We start from the raw sequence: 19,485 nt of genomic DNA, 5'->3' as shown, positions 1-19,485 counted from the left end.
GGATGACAGCAGGCAGATTGCCAGCGATCATCCTCTTTTCTTCATTTAGGAATTATAAAACTTTCGCTTGTGGAAAACTCTTAATATAAGGACTGTCGACGTCTGGCTCCAGCGTCTAGCCCCTTGATGGTCTACAGGCACTCTGGGAATGAAGGCAAAGAACACCTTCCTTCCCAGAGCGTCTTATGCTTGTCGGGGCTGTTCAAGTCGCTTGCGCTCTTTAAAATTGGAAAATTTACAGCATTGCCGCTAAAATGGAGTCATCGACAGTGAATGAAAGAGGACGAGTAGCATGGAAAAAGTGACGATGGCAGATGTTGCAAAAGCAGCAGGTGTTTCAAAGAGTACGGTTTCACAATATTTAAATAATCGCTTTGAATATATGAGTGAAAAAACAAAACTGAAAATTGAAGAGGCAATTGAAGCCCTAGGCTATCAACCCAATTATATTGCCAGAAGCTTAAAGCAGAAACGAACCTCGATGGTTGGGATTATAGTGGCGAATATTATGCATTATTTTTCAACTGAAGTAAGCCGAGCAATTGAGGATTTTTGCAATCATCACGATTTGCATGCGATTGTGTGTAATGCAGATGATGATCCGGAAAAGGAAAAGAAGTACATTGATATGCTGCGGGCCAAACAAGTGGATGGTCTGATTATTTTTCCAACAGGACAAAATAATCAATTATATGAAAGTATGATAAAGCAAGGTTATCCGGTTGTCTTCGTGGACCGAAAAGTGGAAAATCTACCGGTCTTTTCGGTTGTCACAGATAATCACGAGTCGACCTCTCGTGCGATTCAGCAATTTGTAGCAAACGGGCATGAGCGGATTGCCTTTGCTGTTCAGCCGCTGAAGGTGAGTACCCGCAGGGAGCGTTATGAGGGCTATCAGCACGCAATGAAAGCTGCCGGTCTGGAAATCAATCCAAACTATGTGATTGAATCAGACATTCCAGGAATCAGCAGTAAGCTTAAAGAGTTATTTACATTGGAAGAAGGGCCAACTGCAATTTTTGCTGGTAATGATCGTGTGTTTTTAGAGGTAGTTAAATGCCTAAGAGCAAAAGGATTGAAGATTGGCGAGGATGTCGAGCTAGTGGTCTTTGATAATATCCCATTTGCACAGGTGATGGGAACGCCGATTACCTTTATCGTTCAACCAGCAACAGAGATGGGAACAAAGGCGGCGGAACTTTTATTTGAACAAATCAATAAAGTGGATAGAGACCCAGAGGAGTTTGTTTTTCCAAGTAAGTTGGTATAGAGGAGGGGGTAGGTGCTCCCCTCTATTCAATTACGCTTAAAGGGTGTATACTTTTAGTAAACCGATTTAGTAAACCGTTTTACTTTTGAAAAAAGGAGTCTATATCATGAAAATACAATTAGCTTTGGACCGGATGGAGATTGCGGAAGCTATCGAGCTAACAAGGCAAGTCGCTGATTCGATTGATTGGGTTGAGGTAGGAACATCGTTAATCAAAGAATTCGGTGTTGTCAGTGTCAAAGAACTGAAACAGGCCTTCCCAGAGAAAATGGTGGTAGCAGATATTAAAACTATTGATAATGCCAGATATGAATTTGAAATGTGTTTTGAAGCAGGAGCTGATATTGCAACTGTAATGGGGGCAGCGCCGCTTGTCACCATCGATGCGTGTATGGAAGTTGCCCGTCGATATAAGAAGAAAGTGATGATTGATTTATTGAATACCTCTTCAGAACAAAAAAAGGCGTTACTGAAATACAAGGAAGCTATTCTTTGTGACCATGTTAGTAAGGATGAACAAGAAGAAGCGGGTTCAAAAAATAGTGGAACCAAGAGCGGGTTTGATGACCCGGCCCTTCAAGTGGCAGCTGCCGGCGGAATTACGTTAGAGTCAATTGGTACGTTGAGAGCATCGTTGAATCCCGCTGTCGCCATTATTGGCTCGGCCATTACGAAAGCGGTAAATCCTGCTGAAACGGCCGCTAAGTTCAAACAAATATGCCATCAAGAGGAGGAGTTAGTATGATCGTTTCGACTATTTTAAAAGAAATTGAGACCGTATTAAGTCAGGTAGCTGAGGAGAATCTGCAAGAGCTGGCAGTTGAATTACAAAAGGCAAAGCGGATTTTTATTATCGGTGAAGGACGGTCAGGGTTAATGGCCAAATCCTTTGTGATGAGATTAATGCATTTAGGAGCAGCGGTGTTTGTGGTAGGGGAAACAATCACTCCTGCGATTGGCGAAGGAGACCTCTTGGTCGCAGTATCGGGGTCTGGTACAACGAAAAGTGTTGTCTGGACGGCTGAAAAGACACAATCAATTGGCTGCCGGGTCATCGCGGTAACGACCAATCCAGAATCACCGCTAGCGGCGGCTTCTTCCAGCATCCTCCATGTTCCGGCGGCCACAAAATACCGCCGCGAAAATGAATTAAAAACAATCCAGCCGCTAGGGTCATTATTCGACCAATGCGTGCACCTTCTATTTGACACCATCTGCCTGCAGTACAGTCAGCTAAGCAGCGTAAGCAACAGCGACGCCTTCGCCCGGCACAGCAATCTAGAATAGTGTAAATGGTGCCTGACACCATTCGTGTACAGTGTCCATTCCAGATGCACAATTATAGTGAACAGCTGCGGAGAGGCTGATTCAAAGGAGACCTTTGAATCAGCCTTTTTCTTTCAGTCAACCTATAAAAGTGAGGTGTCAATAAAAAATTTTAAAAATTTTTTATGTAATTTCTTCCAGTATGACAACCGAGAATCGCGTAAAATCAACGGTTCCTGACACCGTTTTCAATATACTCACCTCAAATATGACATTTATCATGGTTGTCATATGACACCTGCTACTAACATGTACATAATCCTTCCTCTATAATTTGAAGAAAGACTAAGAAGGAAGGGAATTTAATAAAATGACCTTACATGATACGAAAAATCTAAAAAAACAAGTCGCACCGTTTGAAAAGTCAACAACTAAAGAAAGTATCTTCCAAATTACCAACACAGTTGTCCCATTTATTGTACTCTGGTATCTGGCTTATGTTAGCCTATCGGTTTCTTATTGGTTAGCTTTGGTTCCGATTATCATTGCAGCAGGCTTCTTAACAAGGATTTTTATCATTTTCCATGATTGTACCCATTTCTCCTTTTTTAAGAGCCGCCGTGCCAACCGTATCCTAGGAACGTGTATGGGGGTTCTAACATTGCATCCCTTTGATCAATGGGGACATGAACACTCGGTTCACCACGCGACAAGCGGCAACTTGGATAAGCGCGGGACAGGAGATATTTGGACACTGACCGTCGATGAATATCTAGCGTCACCGCTGAAAACTCGTTTAGCTTACAGATTCTACCGCAATCCTATCGTCATGTTTGGATTAGGTCCCATTTATGTATTCCTGTTAAAAAATAGGTTCAACCGTAAAGGTGCAAGGCCAAAAGAACGTAACAACACGTATTTAATTAATATCATCATCGTTGCCTTGGTTGCATTGCTTTGTTGGGCAGTCGGCTGGCAGTCCTTTTTGTTAGTGCAAGGTTCGATATTCATGATTTCAGGAGCCGCAGGGATTTGGCTGTTCTATGTACAACATACCTTTGAAGACTCTTATTTTGAGCATGATAAAGAGTGGGAATATGTATTAGCTGCAGTTGAAGGAAGTTCCTTCTACAAGCTGCCCAAAGTATTACAGTGGCTAACAGGGAATATCGGCTTTCACCATGTACACCACTTAAGCCCAAGGGTCCCGAATTATAAACTCGAAGAGGCGCATGCTAATGCAACGCCATTACAGCATGTCCCAACGATTACACTTGCAACAAGCCTCCGTTCATTGCGCTTCCGTCTCTGGGATGAGAAAGCGAAGAATTTTGTGACCTTTAAAGACATTAAAGCAGCTGCGAAAAAGAGGATTTCTGTTCAGGCAAAGCCAGAATTATAAAAGAGACTTACTCCACTCTCACAAAGAGGAATAGCTGTCTACTACTTACTGGCCAGATAAGGAGAGAACAAAGGTGATTCGAATTGTAATAGCGGAAGATCAGGAGATGCTGTTAACGGCAATCGGTTCCCTTCTCAATTTGGAAGATGATCTAGAAGTCGTCGGACTTGCTGCAGATGGAGAGGAAGCCATTAGACTTGCCTATCGTTTAAAGCCGGATGTTTGTCTAATGGATATTGAGATGCCAGTAAAGAGTGGATTAGAGGCAGCCGAAATCTTAAAGCCACACGGTTGCAAAGTGATCATTTTAACCACCTTTGCTAGAAAGGGTTACTGGCAGCGTGCGTTAAAAGCGAACGTAAGAGGATACTTACTAAAAGACAGTCCCAGTGAGGAGTTAGCTGATTCTATTCGAGGCATTATTGCTGGAAGGCGGATCTTTTCTCAAGAACTAATCGACGAAGAGCTTAATGGACTTGAGGATGAGGAACCGGTTCAAACTGAAGCACTCAATGAAAAGCTGATGTTGGGGACTGTAAGAAAGTATCTTACTGCGCTAAGGGAAAAAATAAAGCTCCCAACAGGATAAATGATTTAAAAGAGGAAGCCTTACATCACCACACTGTAAGGCTTCCTTTTTTGTAGAAAAGTTAAACAAACGTTTGATTGAAATGCGTAAAACCTTGATGACCAAGGGATTTAAGATTTAATCAAACGTTTAATTAATAAATGCAATAAACTAATCAAACGTTTAGTTAAACTGTCTTAACCATTGTTATAAAAGGAGTTAAGGGCCTATATTAGATCGAAATAAACTCAGGTCTCTAAAACGATCTGTTTTTCTTTTTCTACCTCCAAAGCAGAGACAATATAGGCAAATCCATTCATCAAAAAAACCATGACATTTGATTGCAGCCGTTCACTTTCTCCTAAATAAGTATTTATCAAAATGATAACAGAATACAAAATCACAAAATATAACGCAAGCTTATTGAAAATGGCCAACTAGAACAACCCCTTTATTTAGGATGCTTATTCTATCTTATTTCCCTCAAGCAGGTCTTATGCAAGTCATGGACAATAGGCGGGAATCTTAGCTATAAAAAAAGAGGCGAAAGCAATTCGCCTCTTCCATAGATTATGCGGCTTTATTTAAATTTGCTCTAATATCGCTTTCCCGTTTACCATGTAAAAAATAATAAAGAGCAGTTGATATAAGAACAACTATGCCAAGAATGACATACAACGACCGATAACCCGTTGCTGGAATGATAAATCCAAGGATATAGGGTCCAAAACCGAGCCCGGCGTCAAGAGCAATAAAAAACGTTGAAGTCGCCAATCCCATCCGATGTGCCGGTGTTAATTTGACGGCAATCGCCTGTGTACTTGACTGCATATTACCAAAGCCAAGACCAATTAAAGCGCCGGCCACGAGTAACATAGAGCCTGAATTGACTGCACTCAGGAGCACCATTCCGCCCGCTAAGATTACAAAGCCTGGGTACATAATATAGTTTGCACCTTTCGTGTCCATTAAACGGCCGGTGAATGGACGTGAGAATAAAACGGCGATTGAATAGACAAGAAAGAAGAAACTTGCCGCACTAACTAAGTTAATTTCATTTGCATAGAACTTAATAAATGAAAGAACACTTGAATAACAAAACGAAATAACGAGCGTTATCAGGGCAATTGGCACAGCCTTAGGCTCAATAAAGTTTGCAAGCTTAATGCCTCCCCCTTGCGGTACCACAGATTGTTTGGCCGTTACTGTAACGGCAGGAACATACACAAACAAAGAAGTAATGAAACTAAAGATCCCTAAGACAATGGAAAAAATAAAGATCATTTGGAATGTGGTATGCTGAGTCATAAATAACCCAATGAAAGGACCAATTGCTGTTGCAAGAGTAGTACTCATGCTGAAGTAACCAATTCCCTCTGCTTTACGTGCTGCAGGAATGATTTGAGCGGCAACGGTACCAGTGGCGGTCCCGACGATACCCGCGGCCACACCGTGCAATAAACGGGTTATCAGCATGATCCCAATATTAGCACTGATTAAATAAAGCATGGTAGTCAAGATAAAGAAGACTAGTCCAATAAATAATGTTTTTCTGCGGCCGAGTGACTCAATGAAACGGCCCGTAAAAAGCCGGCCAATTAAAGAACCAATGATAAAGATGCCTGTCACCAGACCTGCCTGACTTGTTGATGCATGAAAATGATTTACTGCATACTCGCCAATAATAACAATCAACAGGTAAAATACGAGGTTAATTAAAAAATTTATCCCGGATACAATAATAAAATCCTTCGTCCATAATCTTGATGTATTCACATTAATTACCCCTTACTTTGTTAATATTATGTTGAATTTCCTCCATGATTTGAATGGTCTCGATTTGTTGCTGCTCAGTAATTCCTTCTAAAATTTCCTGCTCGTATTGGTCAATGGTTACACGGACATCTTGATAAACACGTTTGCCGGCAGCCGAAAGCTGCATCCTTTTTTCACGTTTATCCTTCCCAGGAACATGCTCTACATATCCAAGTTCCTCTAACCGGCTAATCGTTCTTGTAATCGTCGGTTTTTCGACACCCATATAATGAGAAAGCTCCACGAGCGTAACAGTTCCATGTTGGGCCAAATAGTACAAAATCGACCATTGTGCTCTATATAGCTGGTGTTCAGCAAGATGAACATTTAGCCTGTTTTCAAATGGCCGGTACATCATTAGTAATTGATGAAAAAACTTTTGAGAAGTTTTTATGGCAAACACCTCTTCAGTATAAAAAATAGTTACCTACAGCAATAGTTATCCTGGGTAACTATATCACATTTATGTACCCTTTGTCCAGTCAATCAAAAAAAAGCAAACAGTGTCTGGCACTGTTTGCCTTCGTTGGGGTTGATTAATAATCTGTTACTTCGAGATTACGATCCAGAAAGGATTCAATTAATTCGCTGATTTGATAGGAAACCTGTGGGGAATCATAATTTTCATAAGCATATTCGCAACTGTTTTTATAACTCATGGTTTCATCGTAATGAGTCATATGGCGCTCGATTACATCATCTGCATCTTGACGGTCATGCTGTCTTTGAACAACAGTATCACGATCCGCATAGATAAAGATTCGTATGACTCCTTCGCCATACATCTTTTTCAGCTTTTCTGTTCCCTCAGGATTCAAGGTCAGATAGACATAATCATGGTTTTGAAACGCGTCAACAATGTCTTGTTCCCGAATTCCATAATGGAAACCATCAATTTCAACGCTTTCGAGAAATTCTTGTTGGGATTCCATCTGATTGAAGGTTTCTTGGCTGACAAAGTGGTAATCTTCACCGTCTTTTTCATAGTGACGTGGGGAGCGGGTAGTGTAAGAGATGACGGTTTCCATATCAAATGCAGTAGCGACCATTTTTGCAATTGTCTTTCGTCCTGATCCATCAGGACCTGTGTAAACAAATATTTTTTCTTTTCCTTTAATCTGATACATAGTAGAGCCTCCTTTTAATATAAATGAAAAATAGTTTCTAGTGGGTTTTATGCAGAAAGTTATGGGGATTAAGACCATTATAGCAAAAATATGGTGCAAACAGATGATTTTTTCGGACGATTTTTATTTAACACAAGCAAACCTATTCCGGAACTTACCATTAATAGGATACTACTACATATAAGACTAAAAAGCGTTACATTAATAGTTCACCCGTTCTAACATGCTGTTCTATACTATCATAACCTGAAGGGTCAATAAAAAAAAGTAATTAATTTTTATAAAATATTATAAGTTTTACTTATGAAGAGGATTCAATATATCCCTCCTTCTTTCAAAGATCTTAGTCCATTTAGTCACCTTTATTGTACAATAAGGAGAGATTACAGTTTAGGGAGACAACAATGGATAAAAAAGAACAATCATTACTGAAATTTTATTATGAAAAGTTACTAGAAAACACTTTTGATGAGAAGGATCTGTATGGGTTTTTACAAGTAATCAGGAATCAAACTAAAGAGATTCGAAGTTTACAAGAACTGACCGATTTTGTAATGCTGCGAGATCAGCATCAAGGTTATGTAACACAATACCTTCTTGAAACAAGGAAAAAATTTGAAAGCCTTGGGAAAACAAAATCAGCTTTCCGTATCGAAGATGTGTTTTCGTTTAAAGAAATAAAAAATGGACTCAATAAGGCTTTAGCGGCTGTTGAAATAGCGGGATTATCAAACGAACAGGTGAATGATTTTGTGGCCTGCTTGATTTCGATTCTGCAGCAGGTGAAGATAATCGAGGATGACGGAGAGATTGGGAAGCTATATTTTGCGCTATCCAATAAACAGATCATTTTAATGGCAGAGGTTGAGGTTACTCAAAATCTATTTAAGAAAACGAATGCGGTGTTTCCAGTCCTGACCGCGAACAATAGTTATATTGATATTAAAAAGCAAGACCGCTATGATACGCCATATTTGTTTGTTGATAAGGTAGTTGAGGTAACAAACCGTGAAGGTAAGCTGGAGATTATGATTCCTGAATAATGGTAAGGGCGGTGGATGTGATCCACCCGCCTTTTTTGTTATGAAGACATTAGTTGCCCGCCGTTTACATGAAGCGTTTGTCCGGTCACAAATCGGGAATCATCGGAAGCGAGGTAGACATACGTTGGGGCAAGTTCAAAAGGCTGACCTTGACGCTGCATAGGGTTACCTGGGATCGGTACCTGGTCAGCAGAGAAGCTGGACGGAATAAGCGGCGTCCAAAATCTTCCGGGAGCAACCGCATTTACCCGAATTCCTTGTTCTACCAAATTGCGGGCTAATGCCCTAGTAAAACTAACAATTGCTCCCTTTGTTGCCGAGTAGTCAATTAATTGATCATTTCCATAATACGCGACAACGGATGCAGTATTGATAATTGAGCTTCCTGCTTGTAAGTGAGGAAGGGCAGCACGGGTTGTGTAAAAATGAGAATAGATGTTGACTTTGAAGGTATCATCAAACTGCTCATCGGTAATATCAAGAAGGCTTAACTGCTGAAATTGGATGCCCACATGATTACAAAGGATATCGAGCTGGCCAAAGGTTTGGACGGTTTTCTCGACAATCGCTGCACACTGCCGTTTTTCGCGAAGATCTCCAGGTAATAATAAACACCTTTGCCCGAGTTCTTCAATCCGAGTTTTGGTTCGATTGGCATCTTCATGTTCGTCTAGATAGGCAATGGCCACGTTGGCGCCTTCTTTGGCGAAAGCAATCGCTGCCGCTGCCCCGATCCCACTGTCCCCACCCGTTATTAGTACTGCTTTTCCAGTTAGTTTTCCACTTCCATGGTAGTTCGGATTTTCAATGATGGGACGTGGAACCATGAGTCCTTCAACACCAGGCTGGCGCAGCTGCCGTTGTTCCGGAACCGTCAGCGGAATGTCTTCGTAGCGGGTAATTTTTCCGTAATGAGGGTACATAGGATAGTTATGGGATGAATTTAGATGGTCATCGTGTGCCAAGGGGATTCCTCCTAGGAAAACATATTTCTGTTACAGTATGTTTTTTGGGCGAACGTAGTGCATGGTTCTGTATGAAAGAGCCTGCGATCGATTCGGTTTTTTAAAAATTCACCTGGAAAGACGGGCTCATTATCGAATCAGAGCGAATAACGTGGAGGAAGAGGAAGGAGGTTTAACCATTGCTATACCATCAACTAAGCCGGGAAGCCCAATTATTGTTAGTCGATCATTCTGACGAAAAGGTTGCCGTACAATACAACACCAATCAGCGGCCGGTTATAATGCCCCTAATCGGACCGCGGCCACCCTATTATTGCAATCCTAGATATGAGCAATATTATCCTGTTATCTAGAAGCCTCTCCATTTATGAGGCTTTTTATGTGGACGAAATATCTTTCACCACCCATTAAGTGGAGGATTAAAAATGCCGTCCGATCGGTTGATTCTTTTTTTAAAAATTTATTAAAATATATTGAAACGTTTCCATGGTGATGGTAAGATAGGTTTATCAAATGAATGAAACGTTTCCAAAGGATAATTGAGTTCATGAAATCGCATAAATATCGGAGGTAGTTGTAGTGCCAAGCATTAAAGATGTTGCAAGTTTAGCAGGAGTTGGAGTTGGCACTGTCTCAAGAGTTATTAATAATCATTCAAATGTTACACCTGAGAACATCAAGAAAGTGAATGATGCCATTAAACAATTAAACTATATTCCAAACGAAGTGGCTAGAAATTTTAAAATGCAAAAATCGAAAATGGTTGCCCTTTTGCTACCTAGTATATGGCATCCTTTCTTCTCAGAAATGGCCTATTACATCGAAGATCAACTCGACCAGGAAGGGTATAAACTCATGCTCTGCAATAGCGGGGGAAGACCAGATAAGGAAGTCTACTACCTTGACATGTTCTATCAAAATAAAGTGGCAGGGATTATCGGACTTACTTACAATGACATCGAAGAAAATGTGAATCCTGACATCCCATTTATTAGCATTGACCGTCATATTGGAACAAAAATTCCCTGTGTGACCTCTGACAACTATGAAGGTGGGCGAATTGCTGCAAGAGAACTAGCAAAGGCAGGAGTAAAAAAAGCCGCTTATCTTGGAATAACCAGTTTCGGCTACAGTGAAGTCATTCTAAGGAAAGATGGTTTTAAAGACGAAGCAAAACTACAAGGAATCGAATATGTCACATTTGAAGAAAACAGCGATGTTTACGAAGATGATGATTTTTTCGAGCGCTTCTTTCAAAAGCATGGCGAAGCAGACGGAATATTTGCCAATACAGATATTCTTGCCGCTAAATACATTAAAAAGGCAAAAGAAAAGGGTTTGAACGTTCCTGAAGACGTGAAAGTAATCGGCTATGACGGAATCCAAGACAATGATTTGTTTCATCCATTCCTTTCCACCATTAGGCAGCCAGTTGAAGAAATGGCGAGAATGTCTGTTAACCTTCTTTTAAGGAAAATTGAAGGAAAAGAGTTGAAGCAACAGATTTACCGAATACCAATACACTATCGACAAGGTGAAACAAGCTAACTTATTTTTTAGTGTAGTTGGAAACGTTTCAACGGAATAGCTGGGGATCCATGTAAATCCAAAAAACAGGGTCAGAAGAGATTTACCGAATCCCCAACATGGTTAGAAAAGGCAGCTAAATTTTTTTGTTTTTGGTTGAAACGTTTCAACCGCTGGAAAGTTGAACTGACCTAGGTTATGGATAATGAGAGATTTAGAGATTTGAATTATTTTATAGACAAGATGAACCTATTTAATTTTTTTAGCTATCGTTGGAAACGTTTCAACGAATAAAACGGAGAACATTTCTACACTAAGTGCAGTTTGATAAGATGCTGGCATTAATGTGATTACATAGCCTGATCAAACGAGTTGTATTTATTTTTAAGGCTCTGTTAAATATGGCTGTTGATTTCCGCTCCAGGCGCTCGCTTTCCGCGGGCGTACCGGGGAGCCTCCTCGGCGCTTTAGCGCCTGTGGGGTCTTCCCTGCCCGTACTCACGCAGGAGTCGAGCGCCTTCCGCTCCAATCAACAGAGTATAAAAAACAACAAAATCGTTTAACAGAGCCATTTTTAAAAAAGTTGAGGGGAGATATTATGAAATTAACCTTAAAAGCTTCCACTGATTCTTTAGAAGCACCCGCCATTCATTTGAAGAAGGTAAACAAGAAAAGCAGGCTCAAAAGGATATTGGAAAACTATGAGCTTTATCTCTTTTTGTTGCCTGCCATCATCTACTTTATTGTATTTCAATATGTTCCTATGTACGGTGTTTTAATCGCCTTTAAGGATTTTACCCCATCACTCGGGATTTTAGGAAGCCCTTGGGTAGGATTTGAACATTTTGAACGTTTTTTCCATTCTTATCAGTTTTGGAATTTAATCAAGAATTCACTAGGGTTGAGTATTTTTCAACTCATCATCGGATTTCCGATGCCCATAATTATTGCCCTTTTGCTAAATCAAATGATTCATGAGAAATATAAGCGATTTGTACAAACCGTCATTTATGCCCCGCATTTTATTTCCATTGTGGTACTCGCTGGAATGATGTTTGTCTTTTTTTCAGATAAAGGATTAATTAATAGTGTGGTCACGTTATTTGGAGGAAAAGCGATCACTTTTATGTCAGAACCGGGTTGGTTTAAGCCCCTTTATATCGGTTCCGGAGTTTGGCAGGAAACAGGTTGGGCTTGTATCGTCTATCTTGCTGCACTTGCAGGTGTCAGCCCGGAAATTCATGAAGCCGCAACAATGGATGGTGCAAATAAATGGCAGCGGATCTTACATGTGGATATTCCGGCAATTATGCCAACAGCCATTATCCTTCTCATTTTGTCGGTAGGGAATCTAATGAATATTGGTTTTGAAAAGGCTTACCTAATGCAGACGCCTCTTAATCAACCGGCAGCGGAGATTATTCCGACCTACGTTTATAAAGTGGGGTTACAGCAAGCTGAATACAGTTTCGGTGCAGCTGTTGGATTATTTAACAGTATAATCAATTTGATTCTGCTCTTTATTGTCAACAAAACAGCCAAGAAAATTTCTGGCTCAGGCTTATGGTGAGGAGGCATTAAACATGGCACAAACGGTAAAAAAGATAAAATCCAAAGAAGATAAAATATTCGATGTCGTCAATACCATATTTTTATCGCTGATTTGCCTTGCAGTATTATATCCTTTATATTTCGTTATCATCGCTTCCATCAGTAACCCGAATATGGTTTATAACGGTGAAGTTTGGTTTTTTCCTAAGGAAATCACCTTTGAAGGATACAAACGTATTTTCAGTGACCCCAAAATCTGGCTGGGGTATAAAAACACTGTCGTATACACCGTTGTAGGAACTGTTGTCCAGGTTTCACTGACACTGATGGCAGCTTACGCACTCTCACGCAAAGACTTTTACGGAAAAAGCTTTTTTATGATGGTGATTCTTTTCACAATGTTCTTTAATGGGGGATTGATCCCGACTTATCTAGTGGTCAAGGATTTAGGAATGCTTAATACGATTTGGGCCATGATCCTTCCTAAAGCGGTCGCAGTTTGGAATCTGATTGTAGCCAGAAGCTTCTTTGAAGAGAATATTCCCAATGAACTTCTTGAGGCAGGTAAAATTGACGGATGTTCTAACACCAGATTTTTCTTAAAAGTGGTACTGCCGCTTTCCAAACCAATCATTGCCGTTATGGTTTTATTTTATGCAGTTGGACAATGGAACTCGTACTTTGATGCCCTCATCTATTTAAATGATGAGAGTCTTTATCCTTTGCAGTTGATCTTGAGAAATATTCTGACTCAAAATCAGCTAAGCATCAAAATGTTAAGTGATCTTGACAACCTAGCAGCGCAGCAGCAAGTGGGAGAGATCATTAAATATGGAATTATTATTGTGGGAGCCCTCCCATTGTTAATTGTTTATCCTTTTGTTCAAAGGCATTTTGTCAAAGGTGTGTTAGTTGGCGGAGTAAAGGGATGATCTTTTAGTTACCTGAAACCATTTCGCCATTATATAAAAATAAAAAATAATCATAAAGGGAGAGCACGACATGAAAAAGTCATGGCTAAGGAATTCACTGGTTTTATCAATTGGTTTATCTGCTATTCTCGCTGGTTGCTCCAATAGTTCAAACACAAATGCAAGTGAAAAGAAAGTCAATGTGAAGATGAATGAAACTGGCTTACCGATTGTAGATAAAAACATTACGTTAAATTTTGTATCACCCAAATCTTCTTTAGCTCCAAATTTTAAAGATATGACTCTGTTCAAAGAGCTTCAGAAACAGACTAATGTTCAAGTTAAGTGGAATAACATTCCAAGTGAAGGATATCAAGAGAAGAAAAACCTCCTGCTTTCAAGCGGGGATTTACCAGATGCTTTTTATAATTCCGGATTTACAGATCTAGATATCGTGAAGTATGCAAAAGATGGAACGATCATTCCTCTCGATGAACTAATAGATAAGTATATGCCTAACTTAAAAAAGAGATTAGAAGAAAGACCGGCACTAAAGAGTGTTATCACTGCTCCTGATGGACACATTTATTCACTGCCGAGAGCAGAGGAAATGGACCTTGTTGGACTTCCAAACACCATGTACATAAACAAAACGTGGCTGGATAAGTTAGGTTTGAAAATGCCGACTACCCTTGAAGAATACCACAATGTCCTGAAGGAGTTTCAAGATAAAGACGCAAACGGAAATGGGAAAAAGGATGAGATTGGGTTAACATACCTCTTTAATGGCTGGTGTGGAAACTTTGGTGATATGATTGCTGCCTTTGGTGTTCCTGATAATAATGACCACCGTATTGTCCGTGATGGAAAAGTCATCTTCAGTGCGGTGCAGCCGGAATATAAGAAGGCGATTGCTTATTACCATAAGTGGGTGAAGGAAGGGATTCTTGATCCTGAAGCAACGACCCAGGACCAAGCGAAATTATTCTCAAAAGGTAAAACAAAAGATGAGACACTTGGTTCCTTTATTTGGTGGGAAAGCACTGAATTAGTCGGAACAGATCGTCAAAATGACTATGCGGTTCTGCCGCCTCTTAAAGGACCAGATGGAACACCAATTGTAGGACGGTCTAATTACTCTGAATACAGCCGTGATGCTTTTGTAATCACGAAAGCCAATAAATATCCAGAAATTACGGCAAGATGGGTAGACCAGTTATATGATCCAAAAGAATCGGCTCAGGTTGACTGGGGTCCACTTGGTGAAATTTATGAAGAAGATGCAAATGGAATGCTTGTAAATAAAGAATTGCCGGCTGGCGTGGCAATGGGGGAATTCCGTCAAAAGGTAGCTCCTGGAGGACCATTCGTGGTATTAAAAGATGACTTCGGTAAAGTGGTCGACATGGAACCGCGTGCAAAAGAACGTTTGGCGATTTTAGATAAGTATTATCGTCCATATGTTGAAAAAGAAAACTATCCACAAGTCTTCTTTAATGAAGAGGATACCAAACGAGTTAACCAGCTGCAGACCGATATTACTCAGTTTGTCAATCAAAAACAAGCTCACTGGCTGCAAGATGGTGGAATCGAGAAGGAATGGGATGGTTATCTAAAACAATTAGACCAAATGGGACTTCCTGAGCTAATGAAACTATACCAAAAAGGTCTTGATGAATTTAACAAGAACAATAAATAATTCATAGATTCATTAGAGGGCAGAACATAAAGGATGCCGCCTTTGTTCTGCCTTATCTTTTCTAAGGAGAAAGGTGAACAACATGTACGATATTACAGCACTTGGGGAGGTACTCATTGATTTTACACCTTCCGGATTTTCAGAAAATGGGGGGATTCTGTTTGAACAGAATCCAGGTGGTGCGCCAGCAAACGTTTTGGCCGTACTATCAAAGTTTCAAAAAAGAACAAGATTTATAGGGAAAGTTGGAAACGATCAGTTTGGTATTTTTCTAAAAAATACATTGAAGCAAATAAATGTAGATACTTCAGGCCTAGTGACCTCGGTACATACCAATACAACGTTAGCTTTCGTCCACCTCGATCAAACAGGTGATCGAACATTTAGTTTTTATCGTGATCCTGGGGCAGATACAACCTTAGAAGTGGAAGAGGTAAATTTTGACACTATTAGAGATTCACGGATTTTTCACTTTGGTTCTGTATCAATGACGCATAACCCTTCTGCTGCAACCACCCTGGCAGCTATTTCGTTTGCGAAAGAAAATGGTGTCCTTATATCCTTTGATCCCAATTTACGGGAATCGTTATGGGGGAATCTAGACCATGCCAAAGAGATGATGTGCAAGGGGCTTCAATTATCCGATGTCGTAAAAATTTCTGAGGAAGAATTAGTGTTTCTAACTGGACTTAGTGATTTAGAAAAGGGATCCAAGATGATATCGGAAAACTATCAAGTTCCATTATTGTTTATCACTTTAGGGGGAAATGGCTGCTTTTTCAGGCATGGCGAAACAATCGGTTTAGTACCCGGATATGAAGTAAATGTAAAAGATACAACAGGAGCAGGAGACGGATTCCTTGGAGGGGTTTTATACAAGGTCCTTGAAAAAGACTGCAAGTTCGATCAATTGTCGAAGGAAGAATTAACGGAAATAGCCTCGTTTGCTAACGCTGTAGGCGCATTAGCTACAACCAAAAGAGGTGCGATTCTAAGTATGCCTACTCTCGATGAGACGATTACACTTATTACTTCAAAGGCAACGACAAAGGAGAACATCTAACTATGGTAGCTGAGAAATCAAATTTGCTAAGTTCAGAAAAGTATACAGAAAACTATCGGCCACAGTATCATTTTACACCAGAATCCAACTGGATGAACGACCCCAATGGGATGGTTTATTATGAAGGAGAATATCATTTGTTTTATCAATACCATCCGTATAGCACGGTATGGGGACCGATGCATTGGGGACACGCGGTAAGCAAGGATTTGATTCACTGGGAGCATCTGCCGATTGCCTTATCCCCTGATGAGAATGGAGCGATTTTCTCTGGGAGCGCGGTAGTAGATTGGAAGGATTCGAGCGGATTTTTTAATGGGGGAACAGGCCTTGTGGCCATCTTCACTTCAGCGGATGGCCCAAAGCAAACGCAAAGCATCGCTTACAGCAATGACAAAGGGAGGACCTGGTCAACATATGAAGGAAACCCTGTTTTAATCGATAAAAGCTGCCCGGATTTCCGCGATCCAAAAGTGTTCTGGCACGAAGAGTCTAATAAGTGGATCATGGTTTTAGCTGTTGGTAACCATGTAAGAATCTATCTTTCAGATGACCTAAAAACTTGGGACTTTGCCAGTGAATTTGGCAGGGACACTGGCTCCCATGATGGAGTATGGGAGTGTCCGGACCTGTTTGAATTGCCGATTGGTGATACGAATATAAAGAAATGGGTCATGATTGTCAGCATCGGAAACGACGACGCTCACCCAGAGGGTTCACGAACTCAATATTTCATTGGAGAATTCGACGGAAAAACTTTTGTTAATGATAATCCAGATGATACCGTTCTGTGGCTCGACTACGGACGCGATAATTATGCAGGCGTGACCTGGTCGGATACAATGGACCAAAGACGGGTATTGATCGGCTGGATGAGTAACTGGAAATACGCCAATATCACACCGACGAAAGAATGGAGAAGTGCTATGACCCTGCCGAGGGAGCTGTCACTTAACAACACGTCTGAAGGCATCCGATTAACACAGACCCCAGTGAAGGAAATAGAAAGTCTTCGAAAAGAAAAAAGAAAATGGCAAGATTTAATCATTCACTCAAATATTGATAATCTGCTATCCGATTGTAATGGTAAAGAAATCGAACTATTGGCCGAGTTTGAACTGAATTCTGCAATAGAATTTGGATTTGAAGTAAGAGCCTCAAACGAAGAAAAAACAATTATTGGTTATGATACAACAACACAGGAACTTTTTATCGACCGGCAGCATTCAGGTGAAACTTCTTTCCATCCGTTATTCGCTTGCAGACATACTGCAAGAGTAGAACCAGAAGGAGGACGGGTAAGACTTCGTTTATTCCTGGATTGGTCTTCTGTCGAAGTCTTTGCAAATAGCGGTGAAACAATCATGACGGATTTAATTTTTCCGAGCAGCACAAGTGAGGGATTAGCATTGTTTGCAAGTGGCGGAGATGTTTCACTCGTCTCATTAGAAATCTATCATCTAAACTCAATCTGGAAATAAAAAGGGGAAGTCATCCATGAATATCCTGAATAGTCGAATGCTGAGGGGCATTGAAAGAATGGTAGACCTATTTTTATTGAATCTGATCTGGCTGATTGTCTGCATTCCAGTGGTTACAATATTTCCAGCGACAACTGCGATGTATGGCGTGATTCGAAAATGGGTTATAGGCAAAGAAACAGACGGGGTCTTCCGAACCTTTTTCGGGTTATTCCGGGAATGTCTTTTTCAGAGCATGGGAATCTCGTTCCTATGGTTTATATTAGCCTATATAATTTTTCTCAATTATCAACTGGTGCATTCGAACTTGCTAATGATGGGTATTCTCGGGGTGTTAGCTCTATTGTTTTTATCAATAACCGTTTATTTATTTCCCGTAATGGCTCATTTTGATACCAAGTGGAAACATATTATTCGAAATTCACTGGTCATGGCCATTTCTTATCCTTTGACAACACTCTTGTTAATTGGAATCCTATTAATTTCGCTCTATCTTATCTATTTGATTCCGGCAATGATTTTTATTGTTGGAGGCATTTCTGTTTATGGGTCCTATACTGTTTGTCATAAGATATTTACGTGATTCTGTTTGTTTCAAAAAATAAATATAAATGAACGATTAATAGCAATGGGCTTGATGTTTGTGACTACAAACTCAAGCCTTTTTTATTTTGTTAGTATGACACTCTTTTTACCTTTCATCTGGATGGATCTTTCATAATGCTTGCGGGTATTCTGTGATTGTGTATTACTTGCTTTCTAAAGGACATTTCTAAATAATAAAAGCGTAAACAAATTTTGAACGAATGAGGGTATTTTAGTTGAAAGCACTAGTATTTAATACATTTGGAGGACCAGATGTTCTCGAATATACAGAAATTGAAAATCCAATCATCGGTCACGAGGAGATTCTCGTAAAAATGAAGGCGATAGGCTTGAACTTTGCTGATATATACAGAAGAAAAGGGAACTACCACTTAGTGGGCAAGCCCCCTTATATTTTAGGTTATGAAGGGGCTGGAATTGTTGAAAAAGTAGGAGCAAATGTAGAAGGGATAAAGGTGGGAGACCGAATTGCCTTTGCTGATGTGCCATATGCGAACGCTGAGTTCGTTGCTGTCCCATATGAAAAGGCTATCCCAGTTCCGGAGACCATCTCACTAAATGATGCGGCATCTGTCTTGCTTCAAGGTTTAACTGCACATTATTTATCGCGGGATAGTTATGCCGTGAAAGAGAATGACGTTGTTCTGGTACATGCTGCCGCTGGTGGTGTAGGACAGCTGCTCATTCAAATTGTAAACTTGCTCGGGGGAAAAGTAATTGGTTTAACTTCATCTTTGGATAAAGCTGCTGCCGCAAAGGAAGCGGGAGCGGAAACGGTTTTCTTGTATCAGGATGATTGGAAACAACAAGTGATTGAAGTAACTGGAGGCAAAGGAGTCGATGTGGTTTATGAGTCAGTAGGGTCGACGCTCTCCGACAGTTTTGAGGCGACACGTGTTGGTGGAACAGTTGTTTTCTACGGAATGGCCGGAGGAGACCCAGCCCCTGTAGATCCAAGAATGTTGATGGATACGTCGAAAACCCTGACTGGCGGCGATCTATGGAACGTACTTACCTCCCGTGCAGAACGGATTGTTCGTTCAAAGGAGCTCTTCCGCTGGATGGAAGAGGGGAAAGTCCGAGTAGCAGAGCCAACCGTTTTCGCGCTGAAGGATGGCCAGGAAGCCCATGAGTATCTTGAAAGCCGTAAAAGTACAGGGAAAATATTATTACTTCCTTAGGGAGAAGGAG

General features: G+C 40.6%; 20 protein-coding genes. 15 read left to right on the top strand and 5 right to left on the bottom strand.

What is annotated here, in order from left to right; translation table 11 throughout:
* Nucleotides 1-292 precede the first annotated feature (292 nt).
* The 5 genes from ACZ9EE_RS13205 to ACZ9EE_RS13185 all read left to right on the top strand — a co-directional run bounded on the left by ACZ9EE_RS13205 (nt 293) and on the right by ACZ9EE_RS13185 (nt 4,527).
* The gene (locus tag ACZ9EE_RS13205) at nt 293-1,270 is read left to right on the top strand and encodes a LacI family DNA-binding transcriptional regulator (protein WP_476027735.1); all 978 of its coding nucleotides are present in this window, start codon (nt 293-295) and stop codon (nt 1,268-1,270) included.
* A gap of 106 nt (nt 1,271-1,376) precedes the next feature.
* A complete protein-coding gene (gene hxlA / locus ACZ9EE_RS13200; RefSeq protein WP_476027733.1) occupies nt 1,377-2,015 on the top strand; it encodes a 3-hexulose-6-phosphate synthase in 639 nt (212 codons plus the stop codon).
* The gene (hxlB, locus tag ACZ9EE_RS13195) at nt 2,012-2,557 is read left to right on the top strand and encodes a 6-phospho-3-hexuloisomerase (protein ID WP_476027731.1); all 546 of its coding nucleotides are present in this window, start codon (nt 2,012-2,014) and stop codon (nt 2,555-2,557) included. Before hxlA ends, hxlB begins: the two co-directional genes overlap by 4 nt.
* Nucleotides 2,558-2,906: 349 nt before the next feature.
* Nucleotides 2,907-3,938 carry a Delta(5) desaturase DesA gene (gene desA, locus ACZ9EE_RS13190; RefSeq protein ID WP_476027729.1) on the top strand — a complete coding sequence of 344 codons (1,032 nt, stop codon included), beginning with the start codon at nt 2,907-2,909 and terminating at the stop codon, nt 3,936-3,938.
* A gap of 73 nt (nt 3,939-4,011) precedes the next feature.
* Nucleotides 4,012-4,527 (top strand): response regulator, encoded by a 516-nt coding sequence (locus tag ACZ9EE_RS13185; RefSeq protein ID WP_476027728.1) that lies wholly within the window; start codon nt 4,012-4,014, stop codon nt 4,525-4,527.
* A gap of 227 nt (nt 4,528-4,754) precedes the next feature.
* Here ACZ9EE_RS13185 and ACZ9EE_RS13180 read toward each other — a convergent pair whose 3' ends face one another.
* The 4 genes from ACZ9EE_RS13180 to ACZ9EE_RS13165 all read right to left on the bottom strand — a co-directional run bounded on the left by ACZ9EE_RS13180 (nt 4,755) and on the right by ACZ9EE_RS13165 (nt 7,448).
* The gene (locus ACZ9EE_RS13180) at nt 4,755-4,943 is read right to left on the bottom strand and encodes a hypothetical protein (protein ID WP_215041527.1); all 189 of its coding nucleotides are present in this window, start codon (nt 4,941-4,943) and stop codon (nt 4,755-4,757) included.
* A 133-nt stretch (nt 4,944-5,076) separates the two neighbouring features.
* Nucleotides 5,077-6,288, bottom strand: a complete 1,212-nt coding sequence (locus ACZ9EE_RS13175; RefSeq protein ID WP_476032947.1) for an MFS transporter — start codon at nt 6,286-6,288, stop codon at nt 5,077-5,079.
* Complete coding sequence (locus ACZ9EE_RS13170; protein WP_476032946.1) at nt 6,284-6,715, bottom strand: MarR family winged helix-turn-helix transcriptional regulator; 432 nt, start codon at nt 6,713-6,715, stop codon at nt 6,284-6,286. Before ACZ9EE_RS13170 ends, ACZ9EE_RS13175 begins: the two co-directional genes overlap by 5 nt.
* 142 nt (nt 6,716-6,857) lie before the next feature.
* Nucleotides 6,858-7,448 carry a guanylate kinase gene (locus ACZ9EE_RS13165; RefSeq protein WP_476027725.1) on the bottom strand — a complete coding sequence of 197 codons (591 nt, stop codon included), beginning with the start codon at nt 7,446-7,448 and terminating at the stop codon, nt 6,858-6,860.
* A 404-nt stretch (nt 7,449-7,852) separates the two neighbouring features.
* Between ACZ9EE_RS13165 and ACZ9EE_RS13160 the strand changes: the two genes are divergently transcribed.
* Complete coding sequence (locus ACZ9EE_RS13160) at nt 7,853-8,491, top strand: hypothetical protein (RefSeq protein WP_476027723.1); 639 nt, start codon at nt 7,853-7,855, stop codon at nt 8,489-8,491.
* A 38-nt stretch (nt 8,492-8,529) separates the two neighbouring features.
* Here ACZ9EE_RS13160 and ACZ9EE_RS13155 read toward each other — a convergent pair whose 3' ends face one another.
* A complete protein-coding gene (locus tag ACZ9EE_RS13155; protein ID WP_476032945.1) occupies nt 8,530-9,414 on the bottom strand; it encodes an SDR family oxidoreductase in 885 nt (294 codons plus the stop codon).
* A gap of 221 nt (nt 9,415-9,635) precedes the next feature.
* On the opposite strand from ACZ9EE_RS13155, the gene ACZ9EE_RS13150 reads away from it, so the two are divergent.
* The 9 genes from ACZ9EE_RS13150 (at nt 9,636) to ACZ9EE_RS13110 (ending at nt 19,475) form a co-directional block, all read left to right on the top strand.
* Nucleotides 9,636-9,809, top strand: coding sequence for a hypothetical protein (locus ACZ9EE_RS13150; RefSeq protein ID WP_476027721.1), 174 nt, complete (start codon nt 9,636-9,638; stop codon nt 9,807-9,809).
* Nucleotides 9,810-10,035: 226 nt separating this feature from the next.
* The gene (locus tag ACZ9EE_RS13145; protein ID WP_476027719.1) at nt 10,036-11,004 is read left to right on the top strand and encodes a LacI family DNA-binding transcriptional regulator; all 969 of its coding nucleotides are present in this window, start codon (nt 10,036-10,038) and stop codon (nt 11,002-11,004) included.
* Between the two features lie 577 nt (nt 11,005-11,581).
* On the top strand, nt 11,582-12,553 hold the full coding sequence (locus tag ACZ9EE_RS13140) for an ABC transporter permease (protein WP_476027717.1): 972 nt from the start codon (nt 11,582-11,584) through the stop codon (nt 12,551-12,553).
* Between the two features lie 13 nt (nt 12,554-12,566).
* Nucleotides 12,567-13,466 carry a carbohydrate ABC transporter permease gene (locus ACZ9EE_RS13135; RefSeq protein ID WP_476027715.1) on the top strand — a complete coding sequence of 300 codons (900 nt, stop codon included), beginning with the start codon at nt 12,567-12,569 and terminating at the stop codon, nt 13,464-13,466.
* Between the two features lie 70 nt (nt 13,467-13,536).
* On the top strand, nt 13,537-15,144 hold the full coding sequence (locus tag ACZ9EE_RS13130; protein WP_476027713.1) for an ABC transporter substrate-binding protein: 1,608 nt from the start codon (nt 13,537-13,539) through the stop codon (nt 15,142-15,144).
* Nucleotides 15,145-15,226: 82 nt separating this feature from the next.
* Nucleotides 15,227-16,207, top strand: a complete 981-nt coding sequence (locus ACZ9EE_RS13125; RefSeq protein ID WP_476027711.1) for a carbohydrate kinase family protein — start codon at nt 15,227-15,229, stop codon at nt 16,205-16,207.
* Nucleotides 16,208-16,209: 2 nt separating this feature from the next.
* On the top strand, nt 16,210-17,688 hold the full coding sequence (locus ACZ9EE_RS13120; protein ID WP_476027709.1) for a glycoside hydrolase family 32 protein: 1,479 nt from the start codon (nt 16,210-16,212) through the stop codon (nt 17,686-17,688).
* Nucleotides 17,689-17,704: 16 nt separating this feature from the next.
* A complete protein-coding gene (locus ACZ9EE_RS13115) occupies nt 17,705-18,271 on the top strand; it encodes a YesL family protein (protein ID WP_476027707.1) in 567 nt (188 codons plus the stop codon).
* Nucleotides 18,272-18,509: 238 nt separating this feature from the next.
* Nucleotides 18,510-19,475, top strand: coding sequence for a quinone oxidoreductase family protein (locus ACZ9EE_RS13110; protein ID WP_476027705.1), 966 nt, complete (start codon nt 18,510-18,512; stop codon nt 19,473-19,475).
* Nucleotides 19,476-19,485 lie beyond the last annotated feature (10 nt).

It is taken from the genome of Bacillus sp. URHA0034, from assembly GCF_056280405.1.
The sequence above is the reverse complement of the archived record's forward strand: the minus strand, read 5'-3'. Positions and strand labels throughout refer to the sequence as shown.